Genomic DNA, 21815 nt, shown 5'->3' with positions numbered 1-21815 from the left:
GCAGCCTTGTTATTTTTAGTAGCTATTTGCTTAGTCTTGCAATTTCGATAATAATCGTAAAAACTCAATGTACAGCCATACTAATGTGGCTATTAACCCCATAGCGCCATACCATTCCATGTTTTTAGGTAATCTGCGTTTTGCACCTTCCTCCATCAAATCAAAATCTAAAAATAGGTTTAGGGCAGCAATTACAATTACAAATACGCTAAAACCAATGCTCATTAAAGAGTTATCGTGGTGGAATAGCCTTATGCCTGTAAATAACGATAATCCTATGGATATTAAGTAATACGTACCTATGGCTAGTGTTGCTGCTATTACTACCGATTTAAATTGTTCGGTTACCTTTACTATTCTAAAACGGTATAGTAAAAAGCACACTAAGGCAGTAACAAATGTACCTGCCACGGCTTGTAGTACAATACCGGGGTACATAAGCTCGAATATGGCAGAAATTGCTCCCACAAAAACGCCTTCAAAAACGGCAAAGCCTGGTGCTATGTAGGGGAGGTATTCGGGCTTTCTGCCACCAATTAGCATTAGTATAAGGGCAGCTATTATACCACCAATGGCTAAGGGGTATACGCCTACGGTACCCGTGTAAACAATGCCTACGGTAAAAACAGCACTAGCAACAAGTAATACTAGTAGTAGTATACTTTTGTTTATAGCACCCTGCACCGTCATGGTATTATTAAAGTCAATAATTTCCAACGGTCTGCCATCGGGGTCGTATGCTGTTGCAGTTCCCGATTTTGTAAAGCGGTCGTTTTTTAGTAATGGATTACTTGATTTTAATTTCATATGTATGTAATAAATTAGGGAATGTTTCTGTATTATAAATTTCGGGACAAAGATAACAAAAAGTATGCCTTAGCTACCGCCGTTATACCAATTAGTAGTTTGTGTTGTTTTTTTGTTACAGTAATTTCTCCCCTTCGTTTTCGTAGTAGGCATCTATGTTAAGGTTGGGTTGTGTGGCAGCCATTACGGCAAGTTCATCGCAACGTTCGTTTTGCGGGTGGTTGTTGTGCCCTTTTATCCATTTAAAATCTACTTTATGCTTTCGGTACACTTTTAAAAAGCGTTTCCATAAATCGGGATTCTTTTTGTCTTTAAAACCTTTTTTTTCCCAGTTAAAAACCCAGCCTTTGGTAACGGCATCTACTACATACTTACTGTCGCTTACCACAAGTACGCTTGTATTGGGGTTTTTTAGTTTTTCTAGCCCTACTATTACGGCAAGCAGTTCCATACGGTTGTTGGTGGTACGCCTAAACCCCTCGTAAAACTCTTTACGGTAGGGTTGCCCCACCAGTTCCATAACAATGCCATACCCTCCGTTGCCTGGGTTGCCTTTGGCTGCGCCATCGGTGTATATGTGTACGGTATGGTTCATTTTAGTGTGTTGGGTTATTTAATGATTGTATTTTTTTTGGATTGGATTAGTAAGCGGTACTCTTACGTTTTACTATTCTAATTATCCGAAAGCAATGCTGTTATGGTTTTCGGCAAATGCTCGTGCTCTAAAGTTAGTACTTTCTCGGCTATGGCTTCGGCAGTTGTACAGTCTGCTACGTTAACGGTTGCCTGTAGTATTATGTTGCCCTCGTCGTAATTTTCGTTCACGTAATGTATGGTAATACCGCTTTCGGTGTCGTTATTTTCCAGTACGGCGCGGTGTACATGCATGCCATACATGCCTTTACCACCGTATTTGGGTAATAGGGCAGGGTGTATGTTAATTACTTTTTGGTTATATGCTGCAATAATACTGCTCGGGAATTTTAATAAAAAACCAGCCAATACTATAAGGTTGGGTTGTATGGTATTTAGGGCTTGCAGTACGGTGCCGTTGGTAAGCTCCTCGCGGTTAAAAACGGTGGTGGGTACTTGGTAGTTTTGTGCTTTTTGTAGTACGCCAGCGTTGGGGTTGTTAGTAAATACGGCTGCTACGGTATAGTGCTTGCTTTGCTGGGCATACTGCATTGTTTGTGCTGCGTTGGAGCCACTACCCGATGCAAAGACGATTATTTTTTTCATTACGATTACAGTTTTACATTGCAAAAAAAAGAATAATAATTTGCAAAAACACATAGGGGTATTACATTTCTAAAATTAATTTTTTACTTTAGTACTCACATTTTTTTATGAAAACCTTGTTTTAAAATAAAGTTTTTTATTTTTGCCATTCAATTTAAATTCTAAAATTAAAGATTATGTCAGACATTGCATCAAGAGTAAAAGCGATTATAGTAGACAAATTAGGTGTTGACGAAAACGAAGTTGTTTCGGAAGCGAGCTTCACAAACGATCTAGGAGCCGATTCACTAGATACGGTAGAGCTTATTATGGAGTTTGAAAAAGAATTCGATATTCAAATCCCAGACGATCAGGCTGAAAACATCTCTACTGTTGGTCAGGCTATTTCTTACATAGAAGAAGCAAAAAAATAATAAATACACAAGCATCCATGCAACTTAGTTGTATGGATGTTGTTATTTATTGTACAGCGCATGCCGCTTTAAAAACAAAAATGAACGGCTTTTACTTTATTTAAAGACATTCATAAATATTATCGATGCCCATGTTTCTTACCATGTAATTGAAGAGATTCATGGGTATTGTTCTATAAGTTAAAACTATAAAATTTTACTTTATGAAATTAAGAAGAGTTGTAGTAACAGGATTGGGTGCACTTACCCCTATAGGCAACACCGTACAGGAGTACTGGGAGGGGCTAATTAATGGTAAAAGTGGTGCGGCTCCTATTACTTACTTTGACACTACTAACTTCAAAACCAAGTTTGCCTGCGAAGTAAAAAATTTCGATGTTAAAGATTTTATAGACAGAAAAGAGGCACGAAAAATGGATCGTTACGCACAATATGCCGTTGTTGCTACTGACGAGGCTGTTAAAGATGCTAATTTTGATTTTGATAAACTTGATAAAGATAAAGTAGGCGTTATTTGGGGTTCGGGTATTGGAGGATTGGAAACATTCCAAGAAGAAGTAACAAATTTTGCAACGGGTAACGGTGTGCCAAAATTTAACCCCTTTTTTATTCCTAAGATGATAGCCGATATAGCTGGCGGGCATATTTCGATGAAATATGGTTTTAGAGGTCCCAACTTTACCACCGTATCAGCCTGTGCATCATCTACCAATGCACTTATAGATGCCTTTAACTACATACGCCTTGGGCATGCCGATGTTATGGTAACAGGCGGTAGCGAGGCAGCAGTAACCATTGCAGGTATGGGTGGCTTTAATGCCATGCACGCACTTTCTACACGAAATGATGACCCTACTACGGCATCCCGACCTATGGATAAAGACCGCGAGGGTTTTGTACTGGGCGAAGGAGCAGGATCGTTAGTAATAGAGGAGTACGAGCATGCCATAGCACGTGGCGCAACCATATACTGCGAAATAGGCGGTGGCGGTATGAGTGCCGATGCCCACCACATTACAGCACCACACCCCGAGGGGCTAGGCGCTAAAAACGTAATGATAAACTGCTTGCGCGATGCTGGGCTAAGCCCACAAGATGTAGATGGTGTTAACATGCACGGAACATCTACCCCGTTGGGCGATATTGCCGAGAGTAAAGCCATATTGGAGGTATTTGGTGAGCATGCGTATACGCTTAACCTAAACTCAACCAAATCCATGACGGGGCACTTACTTGGTGCAGCAGGTGCTATAGAGACTATAGCCTCTATACTATCTATAAAACACGGTATTGTACCACCCACAATAAACCACTTTACAGACGACGAGAATATAGACCCTAAGCTAAACTTTACATTTAACAAAGCGCAAAAACGCGACATGAGTGTAGTAATGAGCAATACCTTTGGGTTTGGCGGGCATAATGCCTGTGTTTTAATTAAAAAACTCGAACTGTAAAACGGTATGGGTGTAATTAAAAAAATATTCAACAAATCCCGTCCTTCTAACGAAAAAGACGGGATTTTTTTTGACGAAATGAAAAAGCTGCTTGGCTTTAAACCTATTGCACTATCCCACTACCGTAGGGCATTTACCCATCGTTCGTCCAACAAAACCGATGCACAAGGTAATCCCATAAATTATGAGCGTTTAGAGTTTTTAGGCGATGCCATGTTAGGCTCGGTAATAGCAGCCCATTTGTTTACCGAAGCCCCAACGGGCGATGAGGGTTACTTAACCAAAATGCGCTCTAAAATAGTAAGCCGTGAACATTTAAATGAGCTTGGGCGCGACCTTGATTTAATAAGTTGGGTAGAGAGCAATGTTGCACCGCAACACTTTGGCGAAAACATACACGGCAACCTTTTTGAGGCATTTATAGGCGCTATTTACCTGGATAGAGGCTTTACTTACTGCGAAAAATTTATACATAAAAAAGTTATAGGCCCCTACGTAGATATAGCACGGCTAGAGGGCAAGGTTATTAGCTACAAAAGTTTGCTAATAGAGTGGTGCCAAAAGGAGAAAAAGAAATTTCATTTTGAAGTGTACGAAGATAACGGCGTAGAAGGGCAAAAATACTTTGGTGTACGCCTAAAAATAGATGGCAATGTAATAGCAAAAGCCCGAGCCACATCCAAAAAAAAATCAGAAGAAAAAGCATCGCAACGCGCCTATTTTGCACTTCAGGAAAAAATTAACATAAAATAAGGCAGAATACCACTTTACTAAAACGTTTTCGTGATTAATTTATCGTAAACTTAAATTTTTCGCCTGTTTTTTATGACTTATAAGTGCTATATTTACGGCTTATTTGGACGTAAATGGCTATTCACAAAATACAAATCGACGATTTTGTAACGATTGATTATGAATTAATTGCCATTCATTCTTCTACAGAAGATTACAGGCTTGCCTATTTTATAAACCAAACGTTACAAATACTGCTCGAAAAAAGCACTAAAGATATTAGCGTAACATCTGCCAAAGCAGAAGGCTGCTTTTCCAGATTTTTTTTTGAAGATGCTGATACAGGAGTTGTTTGGGATTTTATACAAAACAAAACTACCCGAGCCATTACAAAAACAACCAGTACCAGTAACGCATCTTTATTTAGCGAAGCCGAAATAGCTATAACAGCAAGCAGTAGCCTGTTACCCGAATTAAAAAAGGTAGATTATATACTTAAAGTAGAAAATGTACCCTCGTCCTTTAAGCCCAATGCCGTAGTAAACCAATTACTGGGTATTAAGCACATAACCACTGCCTACACAATTGATCACGATAAACTCAAATCTAAAAACAATCTAATTTTTTAATAAAATATGCCAACAAGAAAAAAAACCAAAGTTGTAGCTACACTAGGTCCTGCTTGTAGTACTAAGGAAACAATCAAAGCAATGATTGATGCTGGTGTAAACGTATTCAGAATCAACTTTTCACATGCCGATTATACCGATGTAACCGAGCGCATAAAAATAATACGAGCCTTAAACGACGAGTACGGCTATAACACCTCTATACTTGGCGACCTGCAGGGGCCTAAACTACGCGTAGGTGTAATGAAGAATGATGTAGTAGTAGCCCCTGGCGATGTAATAACATTCCAAACCGCCGAAGATGAACCAGGTACTGCCGATAGGGTATATATGAATTATAAAGAATTCCCTAACGATGTAAATGCAGGCGAGCGTATTTTGCTAGACGATGGTAAACTTATTTTTGAGGTAATTGAAACCAACAAAACCACCGAGGTAAAAGCCAAAGTAATACAAGGCGGTCCGTTAAAATCTAAAAAAGGCGTAAACCTACCCAACACAAAAGTATCGTTACCCGCCCTTACCCAAAAAGATGTTAAGGATGCCATATTTGCGGTTAAGGAGCGTGTAGACTGGATTGCACTATCGTTTGTACGAACGCCAGAAGACCTTATGGAGTTGCAAGACCTTATTGCGGAACACTCCGACCATAAAATTCCGATTATTGCCAAAATAGAAAAACCAGAGGCAGTAGAAAATATTGATAAAATTGTTGCCTATTGTGATGGGCTTATGGTAGCTAGGGGCGACCTTGGTGTAGAAGTACCCGCACAAGAAGTACCACTAATACAAAAAAAGCTGGTAAACCGTGCCAAAACAGCACGCATACCTGTAATTATTGCCACCCAAATGATGGAAACAATGATTACAAGCCTAACACCAACACGAGCAGAGGTAAACGATGTAGCCAACTCGGTTATGGATGGGGCAGATGCCGTAATGCTATCGGGCGAAACATCCGTAGGAAATTATCCTGTACAGGTAATAGAAACCATGACGCAGATTATTGAGGCGGTAGAAGATTCGCCCATGATTAGTGTACCACAAAATGTACCCCACGTGCGTACCAAACGCTTTATTACCAAATCCATTTGTTACCACGCTGCCCAAATGGCAAACGATATTAGGGCAAAAGCCATTAGCACACTAACCAATAGTGGCTATACCGCATTCCAAATATCGGCATGGCGACCACAAGCACACGTATTGGTATTTACATCCAACAAAGCCATACTAACCCAAATGAGTTTGCTATGGGGCGTAAATGCCTTTTATTATGATGAGTTCCGTAGTACCGATGAAACCGTAGAAGATGTTAACGCCATAGCCCGCGAAAAAGGCTTTGTAGAAAAAGGCGATATGCTAATAAACCTTGCAGCAATGCCCGTAGTAAACAAAGGTATGGTAAACACACTACGTGTTAGCGAAATAGAATAGTAACTTTCTTTATATAAATAAGTTAAATAAAAAAATACCCATTAATGGGTATTTTTTTTGTGCAAAATGTTAGTGTACTTGCAACCAAAATATTAACCCATTTTAACCGTTATTAATTAACCAACTTTAAAATTTTAAACATTATGAAGCAATTCACACTACCTACGCTTTTATGCGTACTGACATTATCGTTTTTTTCTTGTTCAACAGACAACAACGATACGACAACTGAAACTACTGCCAATACATCTAATTTTCAGTTAAAAAAATCTAATAAAATTGATTTAGCAACGGCTAAACAATTTTATGTTGATATGATGGCAACACAAGAGTATACGGATTATAAAAGTGCATTAGCTACTTTTACAGGTAAATTGTTATTGAATGAAGTTAGAGCTACAAATAAAGCCGAGTGGATGAGTTGGATAAACAATAATCTTAACAAAACAGGTTTTAGTAGTATTGCCGAGTTTGAAACTATCTACGATGACACAACAAATAAGCTCAGTAAAATGATATCAGCAAACATTGATCTTTATGATTTTATTGGAAATGCAGATCTTATTCAAGTAGGAGAAGTTCTCGAGCCTGAATTTGCTAATCATACTGTAGACTATCCTTCAAACACTGATACTTGTTTGGATAACTGTATAGACACTACTGATGCTCAACTCGACGAATTAGAGACTCAGTATACTCAAAATTTACAGCTTGCAGCATTGTCAGGAGATTTTGGGTATACCGTAGCAGTTGAAGCAAATTATGAAAATGCTTATATAGAAATAGCTCTAGACTTTAATGCCTGTGCAGGTGCTTGTTAATAAATATTTTTTTAGAATGAAGTATTTAGTTCTGTTTTTTTTCTTTGCCATAACTTTAAATGCGCAGTCAGTTGATATTGCTCAAGACTCTATAGGCAAAGGTCTTTCTGAATCGGAATTGCAAATTGCAAAACAACAGTATCTGGAAATGATACAGACAGATAACTATATTCAATACAAAAAGAATATTAAAGTGATGGTTCAGAAATTGAATGGTCTTCAAATGTTTCCCCAAGAAAAGCTAGATGAATATTTAGCTAATGGGAAAAAAATAGAAGAATTGTCTATTGAGGAATATAGAAAGAAATGGCTTGAGGAAAACATAAAAAAAACCGATTTTAAATCTGTAGAAGAAGCGTTGAAGTTTTACAAGTCAACAGAAGTATTGTTAGAAAAGACTCAAAAAAGCTATGAAAAACTCTATCAGTTTATAGCTAAGGCTAATATAGAACAAATAAAAGAGATTACATTGCCTAGCAAACCTAGTATTTATGATGTAATGGATGATAGTTTAAAATACTAATCATTAACTTTCTTTATATAAATAAGTTAAATAAAAAAATACCCATTAATGGGTATTTTTTTTGGTTAAAATGTTAGTGTACTTGCAACCAAAATATTTACCCAATTTAACCGTTATTAATTAACCAACTTTAAAATTTTAAACATTATGAAGCAATTCACACTACCCGCTCTGTTGTGTGTACTGTTGTTATCGTTATTCTCCTGTTCATCAGATAACGATGAAGCCCCCACAGCCTACCAACAAAAATCAGGCACCACAAATAACGTAATTTACAAAAAGCTCGAAAAACACAACTACCCCAACCCCGCCCTTATAGATGAAGAGCTAGCACGCGCAAAACAAAGCATAGCAGCCTCCTCCTTAGCAGGTTTGGATATTAAAGACGAAGATGCACTCTATGCCGAATACAACGGAAAACACACCCTAACCTTTGTTACTGATAGAGCCAACAGCAAAGACAACGAAACCGAAAACATAGTATTAGAATCCAACCCCGATGGTAGCTACAACAAATACCACTTTAAATACCTATTTACACAACGAGAACTCAGCAACCTACACCAATTACCTACTGAAACTATACTAGCCAATACCCAAGTAACCCCGCTATTGGCAGGAAACGGAGCAGGACTAATAAACATAAACTGTTTTAATGTAACACAAAACTACGAATTTCAATGGCAATGCGAAGCAGGAAACCCCCACGGACCCGGGCATCCCGATTGCCAAGTAGGTGGTAGCGACATTGTACTACAACCCACCACATTAACCTATACCTATATAGGCTGCGATGAAGGCGGAAGTGGTAATGGCGGAAGCGGAGGCGACACTGGAGGAGGCAATACTGGTGGAGGTGGCTCTGGAGACGGAGGCGGAAACACAGGCGGTGGTACAGGCGGAAGTGGCAACGATGGCGGCACAGGAGGCGGAGAACCCGATGCCAACTATGGCTTAATACAAGGGCAAACACTAATAACACAACCCTTAGTAGTGGCTAACCCAAGTAACCAATTTTTCTTTGGGCTGAAGCCTGAACAACAACAATGGGCTACTGCCAACCAAGGGGCTTATGATGCTATAGTAGATTATTTAACGAATGAGAATTGGAGTAATGAAAGTAAACAGTTTGCTGAAAATTGGATTAACTTGTTAAAAGAAATTGAAACAAATCCTACTGCATTATTAGGTAAATCGGATCTTGATTTGCAGCCATGGTTTGATTTAATGAACTATACAATACCAACAAGTGTTGTAAATAAGATAGAGCAATTAGATAACGATAATTTTGGAGATTATGCTATTCAGCGTGTAAAAGATGGAAAAGGAGCTGTGGTTAATATGGATTTCTTTTCTGTAAATATATCTACGCTACCAATTAATTCAGTAACAGGTACTACCTTTACACCTAAAGAATTTTTAAATCATATCCGTTTAAATATTAATGATTTCTTAGATACATCCATAAGTAGTTTTAGTCCTTCAACGATAACGGGTTATAATGAAAATCAAATATGGAATTCTTCTAACCCGCTTAAGGCTATCATTCATATTAATATTGCTCCTCCAGCAGGAGATGGCTCAGTAATCTGTTCTAAATCTGAAGATGATAGCTGGATATTTACAACTATTGAGGTACCATGGTTCCCTGGGCAAGGAAATGACGGAATTCACCCCGTAAGTGGCAATAGGGAATTTGGTCTTATTGAAAATAATGATGGATCATATACATTTTATACAAGAGGTATGGATAGGATGACAGATAGTTTAGAATCGTTATTTGCCGAAAACACTACAATTACAGGTAGTGCTTTTGATGCACCTGATGCGCTATGGGGAAGTTTAAGAAGTGGGGTCTACCAATTTGTAGAAAATAATTCGGGGACTGCAGAAGATCCTAGTATGACTCCTCCAATAACGTTTCGACCAGCATGGAGTCAAGTTCGAAGAGTACTAATAGGCGAAATACCAATGAGTGAACTATGCTGTAACTAAATCGTTATATGATGAAAAATATTAATTTTAATAAATTACTTTTAGGGTTAGTAACTGTATCGTTGCTAGCCTTTATTATCACGTTTTTTATAGGAGATTTTTTGAAAATACCTTTTAAACTTAACCAGTGGTTTCTTTTAATCAATCTATGTTCATACTGTTCAATCTTTTTTTTCAGTTACATTTACATTCTATACAAAGATATAGCTAATAAAACCCTTACCTTATCTAAGTGGTTGTTATATATATTGTTAGTAATATCACTTATTTTTTATATACTTATTTTTGCTGATGCCTTATGGGGAGTCTATGGAGCTTATGCATTCGTAGCGGCTTTAATTCATCTTATTGTAATTACAATATTTAGAAGATACACAGTAATAAAAGAACGGGCTAGTATTAAAAGAGAATGGTTAGCCATAGCTTTGGTATTTATTATTTTTGTAATCCATTTTATAGTAGTAAGAGTAGCAAGGAGTTTTTTAAATTAAACTTATAGATATAAGTGTCCAAGATTTTTATACGATGAAATAGCATGGAAAGGTTTAGCAGAAATAAAAGATAGTAACGATCAAGATATAACTAATCCAGTATTTTTGGAGTTAGTCCCCAGTAATGCCAATCGCGAATCAATTAAAAATAGGATAAAAGCGGAACAATTAAACGAAGAATTTAACGGAAAAACTCCATCATCAAATAGTAACTCATGCAACTAAACACAATAAAACATATAACACTACTTTTCTTTGTAAGCATTATTGTACTAGGCTGTTCTAGTACTAAAAAAGAGAATAAAGTTGCGGAAAATTATGAGATAGCCCAACTTGCACTTAAATATATTGAAAACTATGAAAAATTTAGGCTTATCGAAGAACCGACATTTATGGTTATACGAGACTATTACGATGGTTTTACAGCAGATTTTACAATCGATTTAACAGACCATAAATTTACTTTTTTAGGTAAGCAGGTTACCAAATGGGAGCGAAAACACTTTAAAGATAAAGCAATAAAGCGTAAGCTAGAAATTATTGAAGATTTTGAAAAAGTACCAAAGGTTTCTTTTCACCATCCTGAAAAGTCAGACCCTTATTTAACCATGAGTCCTCCACTATTTTCGGATAATGGTGAGTATGCCGTTATAAATTTGAATGTACTTTCTAATTTGGAAATTTCTAATATGATTGGATATACTTTGGTGTATCGTAGAGTAAATGGTAAATGGGAGCTTTTTGTAGCCTATGAGCCTTATCTAACGTAATTTAAATTGCTTTAAGTGCTAAATAAAATAAAACATATAACACTATTTTTCTTTGTCGGTACTGTTGTACTAGGTTGTTCTAGTACTAAAAAAGAGAATAAGGTTGTGGAAAATTACGAGATAGCCCAACTTGCCCTCGAACACATTAAAGACTATGAAAAATTTAGGCTTATTGAAGAACCTACATTTATGGTTATACGAGACTATTATGATGGTTTTACAGCAGATTTTACCATTGATTTAAGAAACCATAAATTTACTTTTTTAGGAAAGCAAGTTACCAAATGGGAACGTAAACATTTTAAAGATAAAGCAATAAAGCGAAAGCTAGAAATTATTGAAGATTATGATAAAGTGGAGCGGGTTTCTATACATGAACACCAGAAAGCTGATGCTTATTTAACTATGAGTCCACCTCTATTTTCCGACAATGGCGAGTATGCTGTTATAAATTTAAATGTTTTATTTAATATGGAAATGTCTGATATGTACGGGTACACTTTGGTGTATCATAGAGTAAATGGTAAATGGGAGCTTCTGATAGCCTATACGCCTTATCTAACGTAATTTAAATTGCTTTAAGTGCCAAAGTTCATTGAAGTTATATCTGATTATTTGAATAGGAATGTGCCAATATTGCTTATAACGATAATGTTGGCTAGCTGCTCAACATTAAAATCAAATGATGATTTTGTAAAGTCAGATTACGAGATAGCACAATTGGCTTTATCAAATTTTTCAAAATGGGATGCATACAGATTACTTGAAGAACCTAGTACTTCTACAACTGACGATTATTTAAATGGATTTTTTGCAGAAGGTGTTAATTTTTCTCAGCAATACGCTTATAAAACGGCTAGTACAGAAAAGTGGAAGAAGCATCTTTTTAACAATCAAAAAATCAAGAATAAGCTGACAATTATAAATGATTTCAAAAATATAGCTACCACAGCTGATAGCGAAAAAAACAATGTTTACATACAGATGTCAAGACCACTATACTCAAAAGATGGAAAGTATGCAGTAATTATAATTGATCTTTTTGGTAAAGACAGTTTGTGGGGAGGTGCAGGACACGGATTTATATATGAGGAGATAAATGGCAAATGGCAACTTCATTTAAAGTTTACTCCTTACTTGGTGTAAAGTATAAATTAAACACTTTATATTATGAAAGAAATTTTTTTAACACTTATGCCTTTAATATTTATTATAATTGGTATAATAATAGTTGCAGATTTATACGTATTAGTAAGAAAGTATCTTAAACTAAAAATTGAAGAATTAAAGAACAAAAAATAATCCAACCCATAGAAACAACAGTAAACGATTTTAGTATAGGGTTATTTATATGGCAATTTGTTGTATTACTGTTAATTGTAGGGCTTATATACTTGCTTTATATGGTGGTAAGAATAATTTTTAAAACCAACAAAAAACTATCCAATAAATAAAAACCAGAACAATATTAAATTTGGGCTGCCTGAAATTTCAAGCAGCCTTTTTTATTCAACATTATTGCAGCCGTTGCTTGTGTATGGCATTCGTTTTGTAGTTTATAACTTATCAAGTATCTTTGCAGCTTCAAATTTTAATCCATATTATGAATAAATTACTGATTGTAGGTACGGTAGCATTCGATGCCATAGAAACACCTTTTGGAAAAACAGATAAAATTTTAGGAGGTGCAGGCACGTACATCGGGCTATCCGCATCGTTCTTTAACCTACAATCGGCAATAGTATCGGTAGTAGGCGAAGATTTCCCACAGGAATACATCGACTTGCTTACCGAGCGCAATATTGATATTTCGGGACTAGAAGTTGTAAAAGGCGGTAAAACCTTTTTCTGGAGCGGGCGTTACCATAACGACTTAAACTCGCGCGATACACTAGATACCCAACTTAACGTACTGGCAGATTTTAAACCTGTAGTACCCCAAGATTATAAAAATGCAGACGTAGTATTACTGGGTAACCTACACCCATTAGTACAAAGCAGTGTGTTAGACCAAATGGAAGAAACTCCGAAGCTAGTAGTACTAGATACCATGAACTTTTGGATGGACTGCGCACTACCCGAATTACTAGAGGTAATTAAAAGAGTAGATGTTATTACCATAAACGACGAAGAGGCACGCCAACTAACAGGCGAATACTCGTTAGTAAAAGCAGCCGCCAAAATACACACTATGGGACCCGAGTATGTAGTAATTAAAAAAGGCGAACACGGTGCACTACTCTTCCACAAAAAAGAAGTATTTTTTGCACCAGCACTACCTTTAGAGGAAGTGTTTGACCCTACTGGGGCAGGCGATACCTTTGCAGGCGGTTTTGCAGGCTACATTACACAAAGCGAAAACATATCGTTCGAGAACATGAAAAACGCTATTATACACGGCTCCAACATGGCATCGTTTTGTGTAGAAAAATTTGGCACAGAGCGTTTGGTAAGCCTAGAGCGCGACGAGGTGTTACAACGCCTACAACAATTTAAATCACTTACCCAGTTTGATATATCGCTGGAAGAAGAAGAATAAAAAAACTAAGGCCTCATTGTGGGGCTTTTTTTAATATACAACAACACAACACAAGGAATATTTTTATGAGCGACGCTATTAAACACGAATGCGGTATTGCGCTTTTAAGGTTATTAAAACCCTTAGATTATTACAAACAAAAATACGGGTCTGCTTTTTACGGCATACAAAAAATGTATTTGCTTATGGAAAAGCAGCACAACCGCGGGCAAGACGGTGCTGGTTTTGCAAGTATTAAAATGGATGTGCAACCTGGGCAACGCTACATTAGTAGGGTGCGCTCCAACCAACAGCAACCCATACAAGATATTTTTAAGCAAATTAACGAGCGTATAAGTGATGAGCTGGTAGCCCACCCAGAGTACAATAACAATACAGAGTTGCTTAAAAACCAAGTACCCTACGTAGGCGAGGTATACCTTGGGCACGTGCGCTACGGTACATTCGGGAAAAACAGTATAGAGAGCGTACACCCGTTTTTACGCCAAAACAACTGGATGCACCGTAACCTTATTGTAGCAGGTAATTTTAACATGACCAACGTAAAGGAACTGTTTGATAGCCTTGTAGAGCTAGGGCAGCACCCTAAGGAGCTTGCCGATACGGTAACGGTTATGGAAAAAATAGGGCACTTTTTAGATGAAGAGGTTGCCGATTTATACAAAGAATCTAAAAAAGAAGGCTACAGCAAACAAGAAGCCTCAGCAGTAATATCCGAAAGGTTAAATGTACAACGCATATTACAACGCGCCTCTAAAAACTGGGATGGTGGCTATGCAATGGCAGGACTATTTGGTCATGGCGATAGCTTTGTATTCCGCGACCCAGCGGGCATACGCCCAGCCTACTATTACCAAGACGACGAAATTGCTGTAGTAGCATCCGAGCGCCCTGTAATACAAACCACATTTAACGTACCGTTTGATGAAGTTAAGGAGCTAGAACCTGGTAAAGCCATTATTATTAAAAAAGATGGAAGCGTATCGGTACAAGAAATTATACCACCCGTAACCAAAAAAGCCTGTTCGTTTGAGCGTATTTACTTTTCGCGCGGTAGCGATGCCGAAATATACCAAGAGCGTAAAGAGCTGGGCAAACTAATACTACCACAAGTATTAAAGGCTATAAATAACGATACCGATAATGCAGTGTTTAGTTATATACCTAATACCGCCGAAACATCGTTTTTTGGATTGGTAGAGGCGGCGCAAGACTTTTTAAATACCCGAAAAAACAACCATATACTCGAAAACAGGCATACCCTAACCGAAGAAACCCTAAAAGAGTTACTATCGGTAAAAATACGTACCGAAAAAATAGCCATAAAAGATGCTAAGCTCCGTACGTTTATAACAGAGGATAGTAGCCGAGACGATTTGGTGGCACACGTGTACGATGTTACCTATGGCGTTATACAACCCAAAGATAACCTAGTTATTATAGACGATAGTATAGTACGGGGTACTACGCTAAAAAAGAGCATCATTAAAATGATGGACAGGCTAAACCCCAAACGTATTGTAGTAGTATCGTCGGCACCACAAATACGCTACCCCGATTGTTATGGTATAGATATGGCAAAGCTAGAAGGGCTTGTAGCTTTCCAAGCGGCTTTAGCATTGCTTAAAGAGCGCGGTATGGAGCATATAGTACACGAGGTGTACAAAAAATCTAAAGAGCAGGAAAACACACCCGATGCCGATGTAGTAAACTACGTAAAAGAGTTTTATGCACCGTTTACCGACGACGAGATTTCGGATAAAATAGCAGAGTTACTAGTAACCGATGATATTAAAGCAGAGGTAAAAGTAATTTTCCAGAATGTTGCCAATTTGCATAAAGCGTGCCCTAAAAACTTGGGCGACTGGTACTTTACAGGCAATTACCCTACACCAGGAGGCAATAGGGTAGTAAATAGAGCTTTTATTAACTTTTACGAAGGAAATGATGCACGTGCGTATTAAATTGTGCACTTTATCGATTATATACTACCTTTCGTCTAAATATGTTGCCCTATTAACAGTACCGCTATACATTTAATACAAATAGCAAAGTAAATTAATTTTTACGGTATTTTGGGGGCAAGAGAGCAGAAACTGAACGTTTCTGCTCTCTTTTTTTGTATCATATTGTATTTGAGTAATTTGCAATTAATTATAATTTATATAATACACTAATAACCCTAGGGTAACACCATAGTGCAAATTTTTTGTTTTTACTAATTACTTAGTTGCTATATATTCAATAATAATCTATATTTGCCATCAAATAGCAAGTAAAAATTAATTTTTACGATATTTTTGGGGATAGAAAGCAGAAACAAACGTTTCTGCTTTCTTGTTTTATACCCTTTACAGCATGCTTTTTTACAAAACACAATATGATATGTGTATTGAATTAGTAGTACTATACTTATAAATGTATATTGTAATTACCTAATAAGTATTAAAATTGCGTATTTAAACGAGTTTTTGTGCTGTTTAACCGAAGCAGTTGCGGAAAAACCACCCTTTGCCCTACATTTGACATCAAATAGCAATAGTAAATTAATTTTTACGGTATTTTGGGGGCAAAAAAAGCGGAACTGATAAAGATTCCGCTTTTTTTTATGATTGTAACAAACCCGTTACTCCTAACACTACAAATATTTTATAGCAATTTATCTTTTTAATATTTTTTGTGCACTTTAACGAATATCTGTGCTGTTTAACTAAAGCAGTTGCGGAAAAACCACCCTTTGCCCTACATTTGACATCAAATAGCAATAGTAAATTAATTTTTACGGTATTTTGGGGGCAAAAAAGCAGAACTGAAAAAGTTCTGCTTTTTTTTATGCTTTTACTTTATTACTCCTTTTAGCCTTATAATATTTCATTATTAAGCGCTTTGCGCTGTTTAACGAATTTTTGTGTTGTTGAGCCAATGCAGTTGTTGGGGGGTGTAGTACTGGCATATATTTGTACCAGATAATAGCAATAGTAAATTAATTTTTACGGATTATTGGGGGCAAAAAAGCGGAACTGGAAAAGTTCCGCTTTTTTTTATGCATTTACTTTTGTATCGGCTTTGTTACACTTTCAACACCACAGTATACTATTCCGATGTGCTTTTTACCATTTAACGATTTTCTGTACCGTTTGGCTAATCAGGTTGTTAGCAAGCGCAGTACTAGCATATATTTGTACCAGATAATAGCAATAGTAAATTAATTTTTTACGGATTTTGGGGCAAAAAAGCAGAACTGAAAAAGTTCTGCTTTTTTTTATTCGCTACTTTTTATTATAGGTTCAGGTGCCGTTTTAAATTCATAATACGATATTAATCTGCGCCTTATGTTACTGTTTAACGAATTTTCGTGTTGTTGGGCTAATACAGTTGTTGGGGGGTGTAGTACTGGCATATATTTGTATCAGATAATAGCAATAGTAAATTAATTTTTACGGATTATTGGGGGCAAAAAAAGCGAAACTATAACAGTTTCGCTTTTTTTTACGTTTTTAAAATTGATAAATAAAACCGACATTTTAGAATACTACTTAGCAGAAAACCAATTTTTATGTATTTAACCGATTTTTTGTGCTGTTTAGCCAAAACGGTTGCAGAAAAACCAACCCCTACCTTACATTTGGCATCAAATAGCAATAGTAAATTAATTTTTACGGTATTTTGGGGGCAAAAAAAGCGAAACTACAACGGTTTCGCTTTTTTTTATGCTTTTTATTCAAGTTTAAGCCGTCATCAAAATTTACCGCTGTATTCCTACAAAAAATATAAATGCATTATCATATCCTCTAAGTTTTTTGTTAAAATAAAATGGTATGTATGCGTATTTTAGTTTATATAATCAATATCATAACTAATTAATTGTTATATAGCTTATAAAAGTGTATTTTTGCAGTCGAATAGTATTAGTAAATTAATTTTTACGGTATTTTTTGGGGGCAGAAGCGGAAACATTGTTTCCGCTTTTATTTTTTTAGCTCTAAACACCCCCATAAAAAAGCGGATACCTGTGAGGGCATCCGCTTTTTTATGTATGTAGCTTTTGTACTGCTTATTTCTCTAAAGCATAACGTCGGGTTACTTCTTCCCAGTCAATAACATTAAAAAATGCCTCAATGTAATCAGGGCGTTTGTTTTGGTAGTTTAGGTAGTAAGCATGTTCCCAAACATCAAGCCCTAAAATAGGTGTACCTCCGCAGCCAACTTCTGGCATTAGTGGGTTATCTTGGTTGGGTGTAGCACATACCTCTACCGCACCGCCTTTATGCACGCATAGCCATGCCCAGCCCGAGCCAAATTGTGTAGCTGCTGCTTTAGCAAATTTTGCTTTAAACTCGTCAAACGAGCCAAATGCCTTATCAATAGCAGCTTCAAGTTCGCCACTAGGCTCACCACCACCGTTAGGCGACATTACTTGCCAAAACAAGTTATGGTTGTAAAAACCACCGCCATTGTTACGTACTGCAGCATTATCAGTATCTAAATTTATAAGTATATTCTCTATTGTTTTCCCTTCAAGATCAGTTCCCTCTACAGCATCGTTTAGTTTTGTAGTATAACCGTTATGGTGCTTAGTATGGTGTATCTCCATAGTACGAGCATCAATATGAGGCTCAAGCGCATCATACGCATAAGGAAGTTTTGGTAATTCAAAAGCCATGATATGTATGTATTTTAAAGATTAATATTAAATTTAATCCAAATTTAGAGATTTATGCTCTAAAAAGAAATAAGATTTTGTTATAATTTACCGTACTAAATATTAAAAATACCAAAATAAACGTGGCTAAAGCAGCATTTTCTATATACAACGCATCGGCAGGCTCTGGAAAAACGTATATGCTTGTAAAAGAATATTTAAAGATACTTTTACAAGCCCCTACAGATGATGCGTATCGCAATATACTCGCAATAACCTTTACCAATAAGGCAGTTGCCGAAATGAAGGGGCGTATTATTGTGAACCTTTCGGATTTTGCTCAGGATGCTACTACCGAGCGTGGCGACGAGTTGATGAAAGTGCTGGCTAAGGAAACAGGATTATCGTTGGCTACCATTAAAGATAAATCTAAAGCCATCATAAAAAACATTATACACAATTATGCTGCGTTTGATATTTCGACTATCGATAGGTTTACACATAAAGTGATACGTGCTTTTGCACACGATTTAAACTTATCGGTATCATTTGATGTATCGCTCGAAACCGATAATTTACTTAAAGAAGCCGTAGATGCCATTATTGCCAAAGCAGGCGAAAACGAGGAATTGACCAATTTGCTTGTCGATTTCTCGTTAGATAAAACGGATAATGATAAAAGTTGGGATGTTACACACGAGTTGTTAGAAACAGGTAAGCTCCTTATTAACGAAAATAACCGCAACGAACTACTACAGTTTAAAGATAAAACCATACAGGAATTTATAACCGTAAAAGAGCGTTTGCAAACGGCTGTAGCCGAGTTGGACGAGGAGTGTAAAGCCATTGGCAATGCCCTTACCAAAATGCTAGCGGAGGAGGGGATAGATCCTGCCTCGTTCCCGCGGCAGGATGTACCCGTACACATTAACCGCATAAAAGAGGGTACACTACTACCCACGCACAAAAAATTTTGTGACCCTACCGATATAAAAGCTAAAAAAGGCGTACCCGATGCCGATGCCATACAAGGGCTTGCACCCCAAATAGTAAAAATGCTAGAAAGGGTGTATAAAAACTACGAGAAGAAAAACTTTTACGAAGCCTTCCTTAAAAACATAACACCACTATCGTTACTCAACTCCATAGGGCAGGAGCTGGAGCGCATACAAACCGAGCAAAACGTACTCTCCATATCCGAGTTTAACGCCATAATTCATAACGAAATACAAAACCAACCTGCACCTTTTATATACGAACGGTTGGGCGAACGCTACCGCCATTTTTTTATAGACGAGTTTCAGGATACCAGCCAAATGCAATGGCACAACCTTATACCACTTATTGATAATGCACTATCGTCCGAAGTTATGGGCGTAAAAGGTTCACTTATGTTGGTGGGCGACCCCAAACAATCCATATACCGTTGGCGGGGCGGTAAAGCCGAGCAATTTATTGCACTTACCAAAGGCGAAAACCCATTTTCGAATCCCGATACCGAGGTGGTTAACCTCGAAACCAATTACAGGAGCTACAGCACCGTTATCGATTTTAATAATGCCTTTTTTGCATCGTTGGCAAACACATTCCAAAATCAGGATTACGCCACTATGTATCGCAATAGCCAACAAAAACACAACAAAAAACAGGGCGGTTATGTACACCTTAGTTTTATTCCAGATACCGATGCTAATAATGATGACGCCCCTGAGCGTAGCGAATTGTACCTACAAGCTACCCTTGCCACCATACGCAAGGTAAAAGCACTAGGTTTTACCTATAAAGATATGGTTTTGCTTACGCGGAAACGCCAACCTGGGGTGTTGCTCGCCAATTACCTTACCGAGCAGGGCGTGCCCATACTATCGTCCGAAACCTTACTCATAGAAAATGCCACTGAGGTAAAACTTATACTCAACCTATTGCGCTACCTAAAAAGTAATGAGGACAATGAGGCAAAGGCACATTTTTTATATTTTGTAGCCAATACCCACAACATGGGCAACGGCAAACACCAATTTATAGCCGATGGTATGGCACAACCTACCGAAACGGCTTTGGAGGAGTGGTTGAGCAATTACAACATATACATATCGTTTAAAGGCTGTCGCAAAAAATCGTTATACGAAGCGGTAGAAACTATAGTAGCTGCCTTTATAAACCAAAGTGCCAACCAAAGCTACGTACAGTACTTTTTAGATTTGGTGTTGGAACGCGATATACGCACTCAAGCCGGCATATCCGATTTTTTAACCTACTGGGATGCCAACGCATCCAAATTTAGCATACCATCGCCCGAAGGCAATAATGCCGTCCGTATCATGACGATACATAAAGCAAAAGGATTGGAGTTTCCTGTAGTGATATTTCCGTTTGCCGAAGAAGACTATGCCCGTGCCCCACGCAGTAAAATGTGGTTGGAGTTGGACGATGCTTCACTTGGTTTCGAAAAAGCATTAATAGACCGCAGTAAGGCTGTAGCCGAGTATGGCGCGCGCAGTGCCGAGCAATATACCACCAAAGAGCAGGAGGATTTGCTCGATAATATTAATATCCTTTACGTAGCCCTTACCCGTGCCGAAGAGCAGTTGTACATTATATCGGGGCGCAACGTAAAAACCAACGGCGAGCTTACCGATAATATGTCGTCCTACTTCATCAAATACCTGCAAGAAAAAGGCATGTACGATGCCGATAAAAACGAATATGAGTTTGGGGTACCCCAACGCCTGTCCGAACCCGATGCCGAAACAGCACAGCAACCCACCATACAAGTAGTACAACAACGCCTTAGCCCCAGTGCCGTAAAAATTGCACAGCGCGAAGCCATTATGTGGGGTAGCACCCAATTGGAGGCAATAGCCTTTGGTAACGTAATGCACGAAATTTTAGCTTTTGTAAAAATACCCGATGATGTACCTATTGCAGTTATAAAAGCCATAGAATCGGGATTAATAACCGAAAGCCAAAAAGCAGCAGTAACCACAACACTACATAGTGTTATCAATCACCCCGAATTGCAAGCGTTTTTTGCGCCAGATGCTACCGTATTTAACGAGCAAAGTATAATTGGGTTGGGTATGCCTACCATAAAACCCGACAGGGTAGTGGTAAACAACAACAAAGCCTACCTTTTAGACTATAAAACAGGTACACACCTGCCCAAACACGAAAAGCAGTTGCAGCAGTACCAAGAGGCATTACAACAAATGGGCTTGCAAGTAGCTAAAAAAACGTTAGTATATATTGGAGCGAAAATAAATGTAGTAAATTTGTCGGTGTAGGAGTTAGTGTTAACTGTCATTGCGAGGAGGTACGAC

19 protein-coding genes are annotated in these 21815 nt (G+C 37.6%); 15 read left to right on the top strand and 4 right to left on the bottom strand.

Annotation, left to right across the window (positions count from 1 at the left end; translation table 11 throughout):
* Window positions 1-30: 30 nt before the first annotated feature.
* The 3 genes from K1I41_RS03070 to purN form a co-directional block, all read right to left on the bottom strand.
* Window positions 31-807 carry a Bax inhibitor-1/YccA family protein gene (locus K1I41_RS03070; protein WP_220641218.1) on the bottom strand — a complete coding sequence of 259 codons (777 nt, stop codon included), beginning with the start codon at window positions 805-807 and terminating at the stop codon, window positions 31-33.
* A 115-nt stretch (window positions 808-922) separates the two neighbouring features.
* Entirely contained in the window at window positions 923-1402 is a 480-nt protein-coding gene (gene rnhA / locus K1I41_RS03065; protein ID WP_220641217.1) for a ribonuclease HI, read from the bottom strand.
* 77 nt (window positions 1403-1479) lie between these two features.
* Window positions 1480-2046: a phosphoribosylglycinamide formyltransferase gene (purN, locus tag K1I41_RS03060; protein WP_220641216.1), complete on the bottom strand. Its 567-nt coding sequence runs from the start codon at window positions 2044-2046 to the stop codon at window positions 1480-1482.
* 176 nt (window positions 2047-2222) lie between these two features.
* Here purN and K1I41_RS03055 point away from each other — a divergent pair, with 176 nt between their 5' ends.
* From K1I41_RS03055 to K1I41_RS02990, 14 genes are all read left to right on the top strand, one after another.
* Entirely contained in the window at window positions 2223-2459 is a 237-nt protein-coding gene (locus K1I41_RS03055; protein ID WP_026980165.1) for an acyl carrier protein, read from the top strand.
* A gap of 203 nt (window positions 2460-2662) precedes the next feature.
* Window positions 2663-3916: a beta-ketoacyl-ACP synthase II gene (gene fabF / locus K1I41_RS03050; RefSeq protein WP_220641215.1), complete on the top strand. Its 1254-nt coding sequence runs from the start codon at window positions 2663-2665 to the stop codon at window positions 3914-3916.
* A gap of 6 nt (window positions 3917-3922) precedes the next feature.
* Complete coding sequence (gene rnc, locus K1I41_RS03045) at window positions 3923-4669, top strand: ribonuclease III (RefSeq protein ID WP_220641214.1); 747 nt, start codon at window positions 3923-3925, stop codon at window positions 4667-4669.
* Between the two features lie 113 nt (window positions 4670-4782).
* The gene (locus K1I41_RS03040; RefSeq protein WP_220641213.1) at window positions 4783-5277 is read left to right on the top strand and encodes an IPExxxVDY family protein; all 495 of its coding nucleotides are present in this window, start codon (window positions 4783-4785) and stop codon (window positions 5275-5277) included.
* 6 nt (window positions 5278-5283) lie between these two features.
* Complete coding sequence (gene pyk / locus K1I41_RS03035; RefSeq protein WP_220641212.1) at window positions 5284-6714, top strand: pyruvate kinase; 1431 nt, start codon at window positions 5284-5286, stop codon at window positions 6712-6714.
* A gap of 143 nt (window positions 6715-6857) precedes the next feature.
* Complete coding sequence (locus K1I41_RS03030; RefSeq protein ID WP_220641211.1) at window positions 6858-7535, top strand: hypothetical protein; 678 nt, start codon at window positions 6858-6860, stop codon at window positions 7533-7535.
* 16 nt (window positions 7536-7551) lie between these two features.
* Window positions 7552-8058 carry a hypothetical protein gene (locus tag K1I41_RS03025; RefSeq protein ID WP_220641210.1) on the top strand — a complete coding sequence of 169 codons (507 nt, stop codon included), beginning with the start codon at window positions 7552-7554 and terminating at the stop codon, window positions 8056-8058.
* Window positions 8059-8205: 147 nt separating this feature from the next.
* Window positions 8206-10053, top strand: a complete 1848-nt coding sequence (locus tag K1I41_RS03020) for a hypothetical protein (RefSeq protein WP_220641209.1) — start codon at window positions 8206-8208, stop codon at window positions 10051-10053.
* Between the two features lie 8 nt (window positions 10054-10061).
* Window positions 10062-10544 carry a hypothetical protein gene (locus K1I41_RS03015; RefSeq protein WP_220641208.1) on the top strand — a complete coding sequence of 161 codons (483 nt, stop codon included), beginning with the start codon at window positions 10062-10064 and terminating at the stop codon, window positions 10542-10544.
* A gap of 215 nt (window positions 10545-10759) precedes the next feature.
* Entirely contained in the window at window positions 10760-11314 is a 555-nt protein-coding gene (locus K1I41_RS03010; RefSeq protein WP_220641207.1) for a hypothetical protein, read from the top strand.
* 15 nt (window positions 11315-11329) lie between these two features.
* Window positions 11330-11881, top strand: coding sequence for a hypothetical protein (locus K1I41_RS03005; protein WP_220641206.1), 552 nt, complete (start codon window positions 11330-11332; stop codon window positions 11879-11881).
* Window positions 11882-11896: 15 nt separating this feature from the next.
* A complete protein-coding gene (locus tag K1I41_RS03000) occupies window positions 11897-12460 on the top strand; it encodes a hypothetical protein (protein WP_220641205.1) in 564 nt (187 codons plus the stop codon).
* A 457-nt stretch (window positions 12461-12917) separates the two neighbouring features.
* Window positions 12918-13853: a PfkB family carbohydrate kinase gene (locus K1I41_RS02995; protein ID WP_220641204.1), complete on the top strand. Its 936-nt coding sequence runs from the start codon at window positions 12918-12920 to the stop codon at window positions 13851-13853.
* 65 nt (window positions 13854-13918) lie between these two features.
* Window positions 13919-15817: an amidophosphoribosyltransferase gene (locus K1I41_RS02990; RefSeq protein WP_220641203.1), complete on the top strand. Its 1899-nt coding sequence runs from the start codon at window positions 13919-13921 to the stop codon at window positions 15815-15817.
* Window positions 15818-17907: 2090 nt separating this feature from the next.
* Here K1I41_RS02990 and K1I41_RS02985 read toward each other — a convergent pair.
* Window positions 17908-18516, bottom strand: a complete 609-nt coding sequence (locus tag K1I41_RS02985) for a superoxide dismutase (protein WP_220641202.1) — start codon at window positions 18514-18516, stop codon at window positions 17908-17910.
* Window positions 18517-18638: 122 nt separating this feature from the next.
* Between K1I41_RS02985 and K1I41_RS02980 the strand changes: the two genes are divergently transcribed.
* Window positions 18639-21779: a UvrD-helicase domain-containing protein gene (locus K1I41_RS02980; RefSeq protein WP_220641201.1), complete on the top strand. Its 3141-nt coding sequence runs from the start codon at window positions 18639-18641 to the stop codon at window positions 21777-21779.
* The last annotated feature ends 36 nt before the right edge of the window (window positions 21780-21815 follow it).

The organism is Flavobacterium litorale (genome assembly GCF_019613795.1).
Taxonomy (GTDB): Bacteria; Bacteroidota; Bacteroidia; order Flavobacteriales; family Flavobacteriaceae; genus Flavobacterium; species Flavobacterium litorale.
Note: the sequence above shows the minus strand (reverse complement) of the source record. Positions and strands in the feature narration are given on the sequence as shown.